This is a genomic window from Acrocarpospora corrugata (genome assembly GCF_009687845.1).
Lineage (GTDB): Bacteria > Actinomycetota > Actinomycetes > Streptosporangiales > Streptosporangiaceae > Acrocarpospora > Acrocarpospora corrugata.
The window spans coordinates 122821-138105 of record NZ_BLAD01000050.1; the positions used below are offsets into that span (position 1 = coordinate 122821).

General features: G+C 67.9%; 10 protein-coding genes and 1 pseudogene. 4 read left to right on the top strand and 7 right to left on the bottom strand.

Annotated elements, in window-relative coordinates:
* Positions 1–118: 118 nt before the first annotated feature.
* Positions 119–316 carry a DUF397 domain-containing protein gene (locus tag Acor_RS17395; RefSeq protein WP_155337712.1) on the top strand — a complete coding sequence of 66 codons (198 nt, stop codon included), beginning with the start codon at positions 119–121 and terminating at the stop codon, positions 314–316.
* Between the two features lie 104 nt (positions 317–420).
* On the opposite strand, the gene Acor_RS17400 is transcribed toward Acor_RS17395, so the two are convergent.
* From Acor_RS17400 to Acor_RS17425, 6 genes are all read right to left on the bottom strand, one after another.
* Positions 421–1311 carry a helix-turn-helix domain-containing protein gene (locus Acor_RS17400; protein ID WP_155337713.1) on the bottom strand — a complete coding sequence of 297 codons (891 nt, stop codon included), beginning with the start codon at positions 1309–1311 and terminating at the stop codon, positions 421–423.
* 126 nt (positions 1312–1437) lie between these two features.
* Positions 1438–2520 (bottom strand): amidohydrolase family protein, encoded by a 1083-nt coding sequence (locus Acor_RS17405; RefSeq protein ID WP_155337714.1) that lies wholly within the window; start codon positions 2518–2520, stop codon positions 1438–1440.
* A gap of 122 nt (positions 2521–2642) precedes the next feature.
* Positions 2643–4433 (bottom strand): glycoside hydrolase family 13 protein, encoded by a 1791-nt coding sequence (locus Acor_RS17410; protein ID WP_155337715.1) that lies wholly within the window; start codon positions 4431–4433, stop codon positions 2643–2645.
* The gene (locus Acor_RS17415; protein WP_155337716.1) at positions 4430–5281 is read right to left on the bottom strand and encodes a sugar ABC transporter permease; all 852 of its coding nucleotides are present in this window, start codon (positions 5279–5281) and stop codon (positions 4430–4432) included. Before Acor_RS17415 ends, Acor_RS17410 begins: the two co-directional genes overlap by 4 nt.
* Positions 5278–6837 (bottom strand): ABC transporter permease subunit, encoded by a 1560-nt coding sequence (locus Acor_RS17420; RefSeq protein WP_246238702.1) that lies wholly within the window; start codon positions 6835–6837, stop codon positions 5278–5280. The genes Acor_RS17415 and Acor_RS17420 overlap by 4 nt, the downstream gene beginning before the upstream one ends.
* 28 nt (positions 6838–6865) lie before the next feature.
* Positions 6866–8164, bottom strand: coding sequence for a sugar ABC transporter substrate-binding protein (locus Acor_RS17425; protein WP_170316975.1), 1299 nt, complete (start codon positions 8162–8164; stop codon positions 6866–6868).
* A 211-nt stretch (positions 8165–8375) separates the two neighbouring features.
* On the opposite strand from Acor_RS17425, the gene Acor_RS17430 reads away from it, so the two are divergent.
* Both Acor_RS17430 and Acor_RS17435 read left to right on the top strand, forming a co-directional pair.
* The gene (locus Acor_RS17430) at positions 8376–10649 is read left to right on the top strand and encodes an alpha-amylase family glycosyl hydrolase (protein ID WP_155337718.1); all 2274 of its coding nucleotides are present in this window, start codon (positions 8376–8378) and stop codon (positions 10647–10649) included.
* 43 nt (positions 10650–10692) lie between these two features.
* Positions 10693–11711 (top strand): annotated as a pseudogene (locus Acor_RS17435) (LacI family DNA-binding transcriptional regulator).
* Positions 11712–11716: 5 nt separating this feature from the next.
* Here the strand turns inward: Acor_RS17435 and Acor_RS17440 are convergent.
* A complete protein-coding gene (locus Acor_RS17440) occupies positions 11717–12907 on the bottom strand; it encodes a multidrug effflux MFS transporter (protein ID WP_155337719.1) in 1191 nt (396 codons plus the stop codon).
* Between the two features lie 278 nt (positions 12908–13185).
* Between Acor_RS17440 and Acor_RS17445 the strand changes: the two genes are divergently transcribed.
* Entirely contained in the window at positions 13186–15261 is a 2076-nt protein-coding gene (locus tag Acor_RS17445) for a ThuA domain-containing protein (RefSeq protein ID WP_246238703.1), read from the top strand.
* Positions 15262–15285 lie beyond the last annotated feature (24 nt).

A 15285-nucleotide genomic window follows, 5' to 3' on the forward strand; every position in this document is an offset into this window, starting at 1 on the left:
TAGGAGGGATTTTCGAGGTGTCCGCAGCACAAATCGGCGAACTACCCGGCGAACCAGGTTCTCGATGCTTGGTGCTGTGGGCGGAAGAGCCGCCCGGAAATCCGAAAAGGAGAGCACCATGAAGAACTTCAAGAAGAGCATCCACAGCGGGACCGTCGGAGAGTGCGTCGAGGTCGCCGTCGTGAGCGCGATCCTGGTCCGCGACTCCAAGGACCCGGATGGGCCCGTCCTCTCGTTCACGCCCGGCGAGTGGGCCGCTTTCTGCGCCGGAGTTCGCGACGGGGAGTTCGACGTTCTGGCGGGCTCGTTCGCCTGACGGCGCCGCGGAACGGAGATCGAGGGCCGCGGCCGGAGGGTCGCGGCCCTTTTCGTGGAGACGATCAGGAACCGGCCGGTGAGCCGTTGCGGGCTCGGACATGGCTAGCTCATCTCATGACGTACCTCGGTGGCGAGTTCGGTGAGGAACCCTCGTGCGGCATCGTCAAAGATCGCCATATTGGTGAGCAGCGACCATTGCTTCTCGTACAGCGTGATGTCGGCGTCGGTGATGGTCAGTTTGGCGTGGCTGGTCTCCACCTCGACGAAGGTGTCGGCGTCCTCGTCGTCGGCGTACACGTCCCCGTAGAGGACGAAGCCGTGGAGTGGCAGGACGACCGACTGGCGGCCGTGCGGGATCAGGCCGATGGAGACGTTGTCCAGGGTGCTCACCGAGGTGATGCGATCCAGCTGGGCGAGCGACAGCGGAAGCGATCCTGGGCGCCAGCGCAGTGCCGCCTCCGTGATCAGGAAGTCGAATCGGCGGTCGCCCTCGTACAGGGCTTCTTGACGGAACAGGCGGCTCGCCGTCGCGCCGGCGAGAGCTTCCTTCTCGTACGGCTGGTTGGCCAGCGAAAAGACCGCTCGCGCGTACGCGGCGGTCTGGAGCAGCCCGGGGACGACCGCGCACTGGAAGTTGCGGATCAGCCGGACCGCGGACTCCCGCTCGTAGAAGTCGTCCTGAAGGTGCGGACGGGACTGGAGGGCGCTGCGCCAGGCGTGCGTCTCGTACATCGCCGCCTGCGTCAGGTCGAAGAGCCGTTCCCTGGTGTCGAGTGGTGCTTCCACAGCAGAGGCCCAGCGCTGGACTTCCGGCAGGGAGGGCATCGTCGCCCCGGATTCGATGCGCGACACTTTGGACTGGCTGATCTGGATCCGCTGGGCGAGTTCTCGTCCCGACAGCCCGGAGAGGTCCCGGAGGCGGCGCAGCGTGGCCGCGAGCCGCAATCGGCGCGCGCGCGACTCAATCGCCCCGCCTTCCGACACGTCGGCCACGCCAGCCCTCCCGGTGATGCGTTCTGACCCAGATTGAGTCAGGCCCCTGTCACGCATATCAAATGTAGGCATACCGGGAGGATCTTGACGGCTCAATACATTGCGATGTAATCGATTCGATATGATTCAGAGCGATCTAGCACGATGCGTCAGATGCTCCGTCGCCAGGACGGCCCTGGCTCGGGCGTGGTCCAAACCGGGCAGACGGCCCTCCTTCTTCATTGCGACCCCGGCGACCAGAACCGTGTGCACGTCGGCGCGGTCGGCCGTGAGCACCGCGCCGATCGGGTCGTGGGTGGGGGTGTTCGGGCGGAGGAGGAGGACGTCGGCCTGTTTGCCGGGGCGTAGGGAGCCGATTCGGTCGGCGAGGCCGAGGGCGGTGGCGCCTTCGATGGTGGCCATGCTGAGGATGGCGGCGGGGGTGATGGGGGTGCGGGCGCGTTCGAGGGTGTAGGCGGCGCGCATCACGTTGAAGAGGTCGCCTGGGACGGTGACCACGGTGTCGACGCCCAAGCCGGTGGGGATGCCGGCGTTTCGGAAGCGGCCGGTTTCCGGGGTGCCGTGGCCCATTTGGGATTCGACGGCGGGGGCGATGGAGGCGGTGGCGCCGGAGTCGGCCATCAGTTTGACGGCGTCGTCGGAGAAGCCGTTGCCGTGGGCGAACAGGACGTCGGGGCCGAGGAGGCCGTGGGCGTGCAGGAGTTCGACGGGGCCCGAGCCGGTGCCGTGCAGACTGATGGGCAGGCCGAGTTCGCGGGCGAGGCGCCAGTCGGCGATGGCGTCGGGGATCGGGCCGTAGACGGGGCCGGTGGCGGCGAGCGCGAGGGCGATCAGGCCGGCGGGGCGTAATCTGCGCAGTTCGTCTTCGCGGCGTACGGCGGGGTGGGCGTAGCCGAACACCGCGCGGATGCCTGATTCGCGGAGGCCGTCGAGGGCGGCGTCGGTGTGCTCGGGGGTGTTCTGGATGTGCGACCAGTCGTAGACGGTGGTGATTCCGGCGTCGAGGGCGTCCAGTGCGTCCAGGGCGCCGAAGAGGTTCGCGGTGTGCACGTCGGGGGCGGTGAAGGCGGGGGCGAGGCGGCCGATGATCAAGTTCAGGTAGTCGCCGAGGGTGGCGTTCACGTCGTAGGAGCGCAGCAGGCTCTGCCAGAGGTGCCGGTGGGTGTCCACCAGGCCGGGGAGCACGATCAGCCCGGTCGCGTCGATCACCTCCGTTCCCGGATGACAGGATGCGCGCGCTCGCCGACATCCTCAGGGACGTGCTCGTGGACCTGGGTGACACGTGAGAATGGCCCGGCTCGGATCGGCTCGCGCCTGATCCGAGCCGGGAGTCAGAGGGACCAGACCTGGAAGGCGGGTCCGTCGCCGGGGAGGGTGAGGGTGTCGCCGTCCAGGGTGGTCTGGGCTCCGCCGTACACGTTGTGGGGGATGTCGCGGGCGAGTGCGGCGGGAAGTTGGAGCGGGGTGTGGGGGGCGCGGGAGGCCAGGATGAGGAGGCGTTCTTCTGGGGATTCGCGCAGGTAGAGCAGGGTGTCGGGGGCCGCGTGCAGCCAGCGTAGGCCGCCGGTGCGCAGGGCGGGGTGGGCGCGGCGCAGGGCGATGAGTTCGCGGTAGACGTCGTAGGTGGGTTCGGCGAAACGTACCGGGTCGTCCCACGGCATCGGGATGCGGGCGTCTTCGCCGTTGGCGCCTTCCAGGCCGATTTCGTCGCCCATGAACATCATTGGGGTGCCGGGATAGGTGAACAGCAGGCCGGCGGCGACCGCGACCCGCTCGGCGGTGCCGAGGAAGGTGCGGATGCGCGGGCTGTCGTGGGAGCTGAGCAGGGTGACGTTGGCGTTGGTCGCCGACCATGGGACGCCGGCCGCGAAGGCGCGCATGGTGGCGGCGGTCCGCTCGCCGGGCAGTGCCCGCAGCGGCAACGGGATCCCGGGGATGACCGGCCCCCGGTGGTACGGCGTCAGCCATGACCACACCGGCTTGGCGAAACCGGCGTAGTTCATGACACCCTGCCAGCCGTCGCCGGGCAGGTCGGCCGTGTAGTCGTGGAAATGCTCCGCGAACAGGTACTTCTCCTGGCCCATGACGCCCCGGATGGCCCGCGCCGCGTCATGGTAGTGATCTTCCGCGCCCTGCCGCCCGGTCATGTTGGCGACGTCGATCCGCCACCCGTCCAGCCCGTACGGCTGCCGCAACCACCGCCCGGCCACCTCCAGCACCCGCTCCCGCAACTCGGGCGACCCCCAGTTGAGCTTCGGCAGCGAAGGCACATCGAACCAGGCGACATACCCCCCATCCCCATCCAGGTAGTAATACGACGCCTCCGGCGCGGACGGATCAGCCATCGCCCGCCGGAACCACTCATGCGTGTCCCCGGAATGGTTGGTCGTCAGATCCCCGATGACCCGCATCCCCCGCCGATGCGCGGCGGCCGTGAGCGCGGCCAGCGCGGCGTCCCCGCCCAGCTGCGGATCCACCTGATCGAAGGAGGTCGCGTTGTACCGATGGTTGGACGCCGCAGGAAAGAACGGCGTCAGATAGACGACGTCCACCCCCAGCTTGACCAGGTAGTCCAGCCGATCGGCGATCCCGTAGAGATCGCCACCATAGAACTGCACCCCGGCCTGCGGCCCCCGGTCGATGACCTTGTCGGTCCACTGCGCGGGCATCGCCCAGTCCGGCGCGGGCAGCTCCACCCGCCCGGACTTGGCGAACCGATCCGGGAAGATCTGGTAGATCACCGCGTCGTCCACCCACGCGGGCGGCCCGCCGAACGTGGTCAACCGGAAATCGGTGGCGTCAGCCGGGTCGTGGTCGCTCAATCCGCCCGCGTGCAGCCAGGTGTGCCCGTAGTCACCGCGATCGAGCAGGAACCGATAACGCGTGTCCGGGTTGTGCACCAGCAGGTCGGCGCGCCACCACACCTCCAGCGCGTCCTGACGGTCGACGACCGCCCGCGCGTAACGGGGTTCGCCGTCATAGCCCGAGCGCAGGTAGACGGCGTCGACCGGGTATCCATGCGGAAGCCGTACAAAGACCGGGACGGTGTCGCCCAATGTGGGGCGTTGCTCCGGCACGTGCAGGGCCGAACCGTCGTGGTGCGGCACGAGCGCGAGTTTCATCCTTTGACAGACCCCCTGAGCAGACCGGACACGATGTAGCGCTGTAGGAAACGGAACAGCAGCACGCTGGGAATCGCCCCGATGAGGGCGCCCGCGGCGAAGACGCCCCAGTTGGCGGAGAGGCGTTCGGAGATGAGGGTGTAGAGGCCGACGGCGAGGGTGTGCTCGGACGGGGATTGCAGGATCACGCTGGCGACCAGGAACTCGTTGACGGTGTTGATGAAGGCCAGCAGGCCGATCACGGCGAGTACGGGCGCGCCGAGGCGCAGGATGATGGTGAAGAAGATCCGGGTGTGGCTGGCGCCGTCGACTTTGGCGGCGTCGTCGAGTTCGTGCGGGATGGAGTCGAAGAAGCCCTTGATCAGGTAGGTGTTCACGCCCATCGCGCCACCCAGGTAGACCATCACCAGCCCCCACTGGGTGCCCAGGCCGATGCCGGGGAAGACGCCCTTGATCCGCGCCATCAGCAGGAAGATCGCGACCGCGCCGAGGACCTGCGGGAACATCTGCACCAGCAGCAGCCCGAGCAGCCCCAACCGGCGGCCTTTGAACCGGAACCGGGAGAAGGCGTAGGCCGCGCTCGCCGCCAGCAGCACGGTCAGCACCGCGGTCGCCCCCGCGATGATCATGGTGTTGGCGAACCAGCGCGTGTACGGCAGCGTCGGCGTGGTGAACAGCTTCAGGTAGTTGTCCAGGGAGGCCCCGTCGAACAGGGTCGCCGAGGCGGTCAGCGTGCCGCGCGGGTTGACCGACGCGCTGATCACGAAGATCAGCGGGAACAGCGCGAACGCCAGCATGGCGATTCCGACCAGGTGCCGCCATCCGGTGTCGGCCAGCCAGCGCCTCATGAGTACGTCTCCTCAAGCGACCGAGTCCTGCGCAGCCCGAACGCCGAGATGGCGGCCACGATGACGAAGATCATCGCGGACATCGCGGAGGCGAACCCCCACTCCCGCCCGGCCCCGCCGAACGCGAGCTTGTACACCATCGAAATGAGCAGATCGGTGCTGCCCAGCGTGATCGGCGCCTCGGGCAGGTTCGGGCCGCCGCCGGTGACAAAATAGATCACCGTGAAATTGTTGAAGTTGAACGCGAACGCGGCGATGAGGAGCGGCGCGGTCGAGACCAGAAGCAGCGGCAGCGTGATCCGCCGGAAATGCTGCCACGCCGACGCGCCGTCGATCTTCGCGGCCTCGTTCAACTCGGACGGAATCGCCTGCAACGCCCCCGTGCACACCAGGAACATGTACGGGAACCCCAGCCACAGATTGACCAGCAGCACACTGCCCTTCGCCAGCCAGGGATCGTTCAGCCAGGGCACATCCGCCCCGCCCAGCAACGTCTGGTTCACGAACCCGAACGTCTGGTTCAGCATCCCGGTCCACACCAGCGCCGACAGGAACGACGGCACCGCGTACGGCAACACCAGCAACGACCGGTAGATATTGCGCCCCTTCATCCCCGGCTTGTTCAGCGCCAACGCCAGCAACAACCCGATCGCGAAGTTGAACACCACCGACAGCGCCGCGAACACGAACGTCCAGATGAACACCGACACGAACGGCCCGCGCAGCCGGGTATCCGTCAGCACCCGGGCGAAGTTCCCGAACCCAACGTTCTCCGTCCACCCCGGCGTGAGGTTGGTGCCGTCAGAAGCCACGTAATACCCGGACGACGAAGCCCGGTAGACCTTGCCGCTGGCCACGTCCGTCAGCGTGTCCGCCGCCGCGTCGTGCCGCAGCGTGGGCCGGGCCAGGAATCCGGTCACCCCGTCCTGGGTCCGCAGCGCGCCCTGCGCGCCGAGCGGAACCCGCAGGTCGAAGACCTCCTCCTGGCGGGTGGTGAGGTCGCGCAGCTGAAGCGTGCGGTAGCCGTCCACGGCGGTGGCCTTGCCGGTGGAGTCCCGGGTGACGCCCTTGGTGACGGGCTCGCCGTTGAGGGTGACCGCGCCCTGCGGGTCGGTGGCGAGCAGTTCCAGCGTGCCGTCGCTGCCGGTGACCACCACGATCTGGTAGAGCGGGCTGTCGGGCACCCGCTTCTCGGAGATGGCGAGCAGGTGCTCCAGGGCGCGCGGCTTGTCCAGGTTGTGGCCGTCGCCGACGTTGGTGAAGGCGGCCGTGACGGTGTGGAAGACGATGTAGACCTGGAAGACCAGCAGGAACAGCAGGCCGGGCAGCAGATACTTGCCGGCCTCGATCCGCTTGCTGAAGTAGACGTAGTCGGCGGCCACGGTGGCCAGCGCGACGAAGCCGAAGACACCCCAGTCGCCGACGGCGAAGGCCGTCAGCAGCCCGAACACGCCCAGGGCGTTGATGGCGCCGAGCAGCAGGATCTTGCCGATCAGCGCCGTGGTGGAGGTGGGCCGGCCGGTGGCCAGACGTGGGCGGTGAGCGCCGAGACGCACACCGCCCGTGGTGGTCAATGGCACAAGATCAGCCGATCTTCGCGCGGATCTTCTCCGCGGCCTGCTTCATCAGCTTCTCGGGGTCGCCCTTGCCGAGCAGGATGTCGCGCTCGGCGTGGCCGTACTCGGTCCAGACCGCGTCCATGGCCGGGATGCTGGGGAGCGGCTGGCCGACGTCGCCGGCCGCGCCGAAACCGGCGATGATCGGGTCGCTCTTGACCTGGTCGTAGACCGAGATCATGGCCGGGGGACGCTTGCCGGTGTTGTACAGCTCGGTCATGACTTCGGCGGTGCCGAGGTAGTTGACCACGAAATCGTTGGCGACAATCTTGTTCTTCGCGTTCGCGGAGATCATGAAGCCCTGCACGCCGACGAAGGGCGCGGCCGGCTTGCCGCCCGCGGACGGGATCGGGTCGACCGCCAGGTTGATGCCCGCCTTCTGGGCCTCCTCCGTGCTCCACGGCCCGGTGATCATGTACGGCGACTTGCCGGTGTTGAACGCCTCCTTGGCGATGTCCAAGGTCAGGTCGGCCGAGAGCAGCTTCTTCTTGCTCCACGAGTCGAGCGCCTTGGCGAACTCCAGGCCGCCCGCGTCGTCGATGGTCAGCTGGGCCGGGTCGTAACTGCCGTCCGGCTTGGTGGCGAAGATGCCGCCGCCGAACGAGGTGTGCACCGGATAGAAGTGGTACGGGTCGCCCTCCGGCCCGACCTGGAGGCCGAGCGGCACGGTGGCCTTCTTCTCCTTGACCAGTTTGAGCGCGTTGTCCATCAGCGCGTTCCAGTCCTTGGGCGCCTCGGGCGCCAGGGCGGTGTTGCGGAACAGCGCGATGTTCTCGATCGCGTACGGCAGGCCGTAGAGCTGCCCGTCATACGAGAGCGCCTTCAACGCGACGTCCTTGAACAGGGACGCCTTGTCGCCGAGCTCGATCGGCGCGACCGCGCCGTTGGTGACCAGCTTGCCCAGCCAGTCGTGCGCGCCGATGACGACATCGGGGCCCTCGCCGGCCTGACCGGCGGTGACCAGGTTGTCGCGGATGTCGCCGAACTCCAGCTGCTGGACGGCGACCTGCACGCCCTTCTCGGTCGCGAACTTCTGGGCGATCTTCTGAATGATCGGCGAGCGCGTGTCGTCCGCCCAGATCACCAGGTCGGCCTGGGCCCGCTTCACCGGGCCGTCGGTGGGCTCGACGATGGTGGTGGCGCCAGGCGCCGGTGCTGAAGGGGTGGCCGCGGCCGAGGGAGCGGCGGCTTCGCCGCCTCCCCCGCAACCGGCGGTGAGCAGGAGGGTGACACCCGCGGCCAACGTTGAGACCTTGCTCAAACGCATGGTGGCTCCTAGGGGGATTCTCAGGCGGCCTGAACGCCGCCCTTCTTGCGAAATCATGGCAACACTTGCGCTGCCGTCTTGCGAAAGCTAACCACGGATTTCGGCAAGTTTCTAGACGGTTACTGACATGTTGCAATCGACTTGATACCGTCGCGCTCATCCCGACCCCCAGTCGGGCAGGACCTACCGTCAAGTGTTCTGGAGAACGCAGATGGCCGCCTTACGCAAGCTCGCCACGATCGCGGCGGGAGCGGTACTTCTCGCCCTGCTCCCAGCTCAGGCCCCCGCTCTGGCCGCGGGAGCTCCAATCGGACCGCTGACTCCCAAAGACGTCGTCTACCAGATCATCACCGACCGGTTCTTCGACGGGGACACCGCCAACAACAGGCCCGCCGGATTCGACCCCACCCTGTTCGATGACCCGGACGCCAACAACGTCGGCAACGGCAGCGACCTCAAGCTCTACCAGGGCGGCGACTGGGACGGCATCATTGCCAAGATCCCGTACCTGAAGAACATGGGCATCTCGGCGGTCTGGATCTCGGCGCCGTACCGGAACAGGGACACTGTCATCGAGGACCACCAGCCCGGCGGCGGGCTGGACCGGTGGACCAGCTTCCACGGCTACCACGTGCGCAACTACTTCGCCACCAACAAGCACTTCGGCACCCTGGCGGAGTTCCGCTCGCTGCGCGACGCGCTGCACGCGCAGGGCATCAAGCTGGTCATCGACTTCGTGACCAACCACACCAGCCGCTGGCAGAACCCGACGCTCGGCAACGCCGCCGAGGACGGCAAGCTGTACGAGCCGGACAAGGACGGCCTGGGCAACTACGTCTTCAACGGCGCCGGCGAGCCGATCGACAACAACGCCGACGGCATCACCGAGAACCTGCTGGCCAACCCGCACGCGGACGTCAACGGCTGGTTCCACGGCCTGGGCGACCGGGGCGGCGACTCCAGCCGGTTCGGCTACCGGAACAAGGAGCTGGGCTCGCTCGCCGACTTCTCCCAGGAGAACGCGAACGTGGTCAAGCACCTTGAGAAGGCCGCCCTGTTCTGGAAGGCCGAGGGCGTGGACGGCTTCCGCCACGACGCCACCCTGCACATGAACCCGGCGTTCACCAAGGGCCTCAAGGACGCCATCGACTCGGCCCCGCAGGGCCCGATGGCGCACTTCGGCGAGTTCTTCATCGGCCGCCCGGACCCCAAGTACGACGAGTACCGCACCTTCCCGGACCGCACCGGCGTCAACAACCTGGACTTCGAGTACTTCCGCGCCTCGACCAACGCCTTCGGCAACTTCTCCGAGACGATGGCCAACTTCGGCTCGATGCTCACCCAGACCAGCACCGACTACATCTACGAGAACCAGGCCGTGACGTTCCTGGACAACCATGACGTGACCCGGTTCCGGTTCATCCAGCCCAACGACAAGCCGTACCACGCGGCGCTGGCCACGCTGCTCACCGCGCGCGGCACCCCGAACATCTACTACGGCACCGAGCAGTACGTGAGCTCGGTGAACGCCAGTGACGTGGCCGGTCGCCAGTTCCTGCAGACGGCGGGTCCGGCGTTCAGCCAGACCACCACGGCGTACAAGGTGATCCAGGCGCTGGCCGCGCTGCGCAAGACCAACGACGCGGTGGCGTACGGCGAGACGCAGATCCTGCACAGCACCAACGACGTGCTGGTCTTCAAGCGGCAGTTCTACGACAAGCAGGTCATCGTCTCGGTGAACCGGCAGCCGGCCACGGCGTTCACCGTGCCGGCCCTGGCCACCACGATCCCGGCCGGCACCTACACCGACCAGCTGACCGGCCTGCTCGGCGGCGCGTCCACCACGGTCGCGGGCGGCCTGCTGCCGAGCTTCTCGCTGTCCGGCGGCGAGGTGAACGTCTGGTCCTACAACCCGTCGCTGGGCACCACGATCCCGCGGATCGGCGACGTCGTGTCCACCTCGGGCCGGGCCGGGAACACCGTCTACATCTACGGCACCGGCCTGGGCGGCGCGGTCACTGTCAAGTTCGGCACGGTCACCGCCACGGTGACGTCGAACTCGGACGGCCAGATCACCACCACCGTGCCGGCGGGCGCGGTCGCCGGGGTGCAGAACATCACGGTCACCAAGGGCGCCAACGTCAGCAACACCTTCCGTTATGAGGTGCTGTCCGGCAACCAGGTCCAGGTGATCTTCAAGATCAACACCACCACGGTGCCCGGGGAGAACATCCACATCCTGGGGAACATCCCGGAGCTGGGTTCCTGGGACACCACGAAGATCACCGAGGCCCTGCACAACCCGAACTACCCGGTGTGGTTCCTGCCGGTGTCGGTGCCGGCCGGGACGACCATCCAGTTCAAGTTCATGCGCAAGGTGGGGGCCGCGGCGCCTACTTTCGAAGGCGGTTCGAACCGGAGTTTCACCGTGCCGGCCGACACCCAGGGGTCGACGGACACGCCCGTCTACACCTGGCAGCCATGAAAGCTCAATGAATCCCTGCTGTAAGGACTGTTAGACTTTCAGCATGAAAGTGACCTTGACGGAAGTCGCCGCTCGTGCCGGTGTCAGCGAGGCCACTGTCAGCCGGGTCCTGAACGCCAAAGCAGGCGTGGCGGAGGAGACCCGGGAACTGGTTCTGGCCGTCGTCGGCGAACTCGGCTACGAGCGCCCGTTCAAACCCGAGGCCCCGCGCAAGAGCGCGGGGCTGGTGGGCTTGGTGGTGCCCGAACTGGAGAACCCGATCTTCCCCTCGTTCGCCCAGGTGATCGGCACCCTGCTGGCCCAGCAGCGGTACACGCCGGTGCTGTGCACCCAGACCCCGGGCGGGGTCAGCGAGGACGAGTACGTGGAAATGCTGCTGGAGCACAACACGGCGGGCATCATCTTCGTCTCCGGCATGCACGCCGACACCCACGCCGACCCGTCCCGCTACCGGCGACTGGTCGACCGGGGGCTGCCGATCGTGCTGATCAACGGCTTCCTGCCGGGCCTCGACGTGCTGTCCATCTCGGTGGACGAGAAGTCGGCCATGTATCTGGCGGTCGAGCACCTGGCCTCGCTCGGCCACACCCGGATCGGGATGGCGATCGGGCCGGAGCGCTACGTGCCGGTGATCAGGAAGGTGGCCGGGTTCCTGGAGGCGGCCAAGTCCACCCTGAGCCTGGACCTGTCGGACCTGGTCGAGCACACCACCTTCACCGTGGAAGGCGGGCAGGTCGCGGCGTCCCGGCTGATCAACCGGGGGCGACCGCGATCGTCTGCGGGTCCGACATCATGGCCTTCGGCGCGGTCCGGGCGGTGCGCGGCCTCGGGCTGAGCGTGCCGCACGACGTGTCGGTGGTCGGGTTCGACGACTCCTCGGTGACCGTGTTCTCCGATCCGCCGCTGACCACGCTCCGCCAGCCCGTGCAGGCGATGGGCACGGCGGCGGTCCGCGGCCTGATCGACGAGATCAACTCGCTGTCCCCGCCCCGGGGCGAGTTCATCTTCCGGACCGAGTTGCTGGCCCGATCGTCCACGGGACCGGCACCGTCATCCTCGTAAAAGCGTCATCCTCGTGAGTGCTCGCCGTGGCCTCGCCACGGCCGGGCCAGCACGGCCAGCGCCAGCACCGCGCAGGACAGGGCGACCAGCATGATCACCGCCATCGGGGTGCCGCTGCTCTCGCCGAAGACGCCGACGATGGGCGCGGCCACCGCGCCCAGCAGGAACTGGCCGCCGCCGAGCAGGGCCGAGGCGCTGCCGGCCGAGTGACCGGCCACGCCCTGGCCGATGGTCATGATGGCGGGGAAGGCCATGCCCATGCCGGCGATGGTGAGCACCAGGCAGACCCAGGTGGTGATCACGTTGCCGCCGGTGCCGAGGTCGATGACGACGTGCCCGAGGGTGGCCAGGAACGACACCGAGAGGGCCGTCATCAGCAGGGTGTTGAGGCGGACCCGCTGGGAGAGCGCGCCGAACAGGGCCGCGGCGGCGGTCATGCTGATCGCGTTGACGGCGAAGACGACGCCGTAGCCGAGGGGGCTCATACCGTACACGATCTGGAAGACGAACGACGAGCCGGACACGTACGCGAAGAGGGCGGCGGCGGCGCAGGACAGGGCGACCGCGTAGCCGACGAAGGCGCGGGTGCGCAGCAGCGTGCCCATGGCGCGGAAGGAGTCCTTGAGGCCGCCGGGGTTGCGGTCCTCCGGGGGGAGGGATTCCGGCACCCGCCACCAGACCGTGGCGCACTGGGCCAGGCCGACCACGGCGAGCACCACGAAGACGGCCTGCCAGGGGGCGAACAGCAGGATGACGGCGCCGAGCAGCGGCGCGGCCACCGGGGCGACGCCAGTGATCATGGCCAGGGTGGAGAAGTAGCGGGCCACGCTCGGTCCCCGGTACCAGTCGACGATCACCGCCCGAGCCAGCACCGCGCCGCACGCGCCGGCCGCGCCTTGCAGGAAACGCGCGCCGATCAGGAAGTGCACGGTCGGGGAGAGCGCGCAGAGCAGCGAGAAGAGGGCGAACAGCGCGGTGCCGCCGAGCAGCAGCCGGCGGCGGCCGAGAGTGTCGCTGACCGGGCCGAGCAGGAACTGGCCGAGCACCAGCCCGGCCAGGAAGGCGGTCATCGACAGCTGCACGCCGGAGCTGGTCGTCTCCAGGGTGCTGACCATGTCGGGGAAGGCCGGGACGTACATGTCGATGGCGAGCGGAGCCGCTGCCGTGAGGGAGGCGAGGGAGGGAAGAAGGATCACCGGACGGGGTGGAGCGGAGGACACGCCACCAAAGGGTAATGAACCCCTACAGAGCGCCCCTGCTCAGGGCCCAATTAGCGCACAGAGCATTGACACTTCTGCGCGTCCCATGTGAACCTTCGGACGGAAGAAATCATAAGTCGGTTCATCAGTAATCATTAATTTCGATGCAGGTGCGGCGGCGCGCCCCTCTTCAACACAAGGAGTGGCGCATGTTGCTGCCCAAACGACCGATTTCTACCTTATTTCGCGCCTTATTATCACTCGTCCTTATGACGGTGGGTCTCGCCGTTCTGCCGAGTAGCGCGGAAGCCGCGCCGCTGACTCGGGTCCTGGTCTTCTCCAAGACCGCCGGGTTCCGGCACTCGTCCATCCCCAACGGCATCACCGCCGTCCAGCAGCTCGGCGCGGCCAACGGCTTCACCGTGGTGGCCACCGAGGACGCGGCCGCGTTCACCACCGCCAACCTGGCCCAGTACCAGGCCGTGATCTGGCTCTCCACCACCGGCGACGTGCTCAACGCCGCCCAGCAGACCGCCTTCCAGTCCTACATCGCCGCCGGTGGCGGCTACGTCGGCGTGCACGCGGCGGCCGACACCGAATACGACTGGGCCTGGTACGGCGGCCTGGTCGGCGGCTACTTCGCCTCCCACCCCGCCACCCAGCAGGCCACCATCAAGGTCGAGGACCGGGGCAACCCGTCCACCTCACACCTGGCGCCGACCTGGACCAGGACCGACGAGTGGTACAACTACCAGGCCAACCCGCGCAACACCGTCCGGGTGCTGGCCAGCCTCACCGAGTCGTCCTACTCCGGCGGCACCATGGGCGACCACCCGATCACCTGGTGCCAGGACTACCAGGGCGGACGCTCCTGGTACACCGGCCTCGGCCACACCGAGGAGAGCTACGCGGACGCCAACTTCCGCACCATGCTGCTCGGCGGCATCCGGGTCGCGGCCAAGGCCGTCCCCGCCGACTGCCGGCCCGAGGTCGGCTACACCCAGCTGTTCGACGGCAACCAGAACACCTTCAGCCAGTGGCGGATGGCGGGCCCCGGCGGGTTCACCCTGGCCAACGGCACGCTGACCTCGTTCGGCGGCATGGGCCTGCTCTGGTACCCGGTCTCCACCTTCAGCAACTACTCGCTCAGGCTCGACTGGATGATGCCGGGCGACGACAACGGCGGCGTCTTCATCGGCTTCACCGACCCGGCCAACGATCCGTGGGGCCCGGTGAACACCGGCCATGAGATCCAGATCGACGCGACCGACGCCGACGTGACCAGGACCACCGGCAGCGTGTACAGCTTCAAGGCGCCGGACACCGCCGCCAGGGCCGCCGCGCTCAACCCGCCCGGCCAGTGGAACGCGTACGAGATCGGCGTGCACGGTCAGCGGGTCGAGATCTGGCTGAACGGCGTCAAGATCAACGACTACACCAGCACCAGGAACATCGCCAACGGCTACATCGGCGTGCAGAACGACGGCGACGGCGCCGACATCAACTACCGCAACATCCGGATCAAGGGCGACGGCGCCCAGCCCCCGCAGCCGGGCACCGACGTCGCGCAGGGCAAGCCGGCGACGGCCTCCAGCACCGAGGCGGGCGCGAACGTGGCCGCCAACGCCGTGGACGGCAACTCCGGCACCCGGTGGAGCAGCCTCTACACCGACCCGCAGTGGATCCAGGTCGACCTCGGCCAGTCCTACAACCTGACCAGGGTCCGGCTGAACTGGGAGGCGGCCTACGGTCGCGCGTACCAGATCCAGACCTCGCCCAACGGCACCACCTGGACGAACGTCTACTCCACCACCACCGGAGACGGCGGCGTGGACGACGTCACCCTGACCGGATCAGGCCGTTACGTCCGCGTCAACGGCACCCAGCGCGCCACCGCGTGGGGCTACTCGCTGTGGGACTTCAACGTGTACGGCACCCCGGGCACCACCAACCCCACCCCGGGCCTGCTCTCCCGCAACCGCCCGACCACGACCTCCAGCGTGGAGACGGGCAGCGCGCACGTGGGCGCCAACGCCGTGGACGGCAACACCGCCACCCGCTGGGGCAGCGCGTACGCCGACCCGCAGTGGATCTCGGTGGACCTCGGCCAGAGCTACAACATCAGCCGGGTCCGGCTCAGCTGGGAGGCGGCCTACGGTCGCGCGTACCAGATCCAGACCTCGTCCAACGGCACCACCTGGACGAACGTCTACTCGACCACGACCAGTGACGGCGGCGTCGACGACGTCACGCTGACCGGGACCGGCCGTTACGTCCGCGTCAACGGCACCCAGCGCTCCCTCACCCAGTACGGCTACTCCCTCTGGGAATTCGACGTCTACGGCTCCTGACACCCCCCACCTCACTTTCTCTGG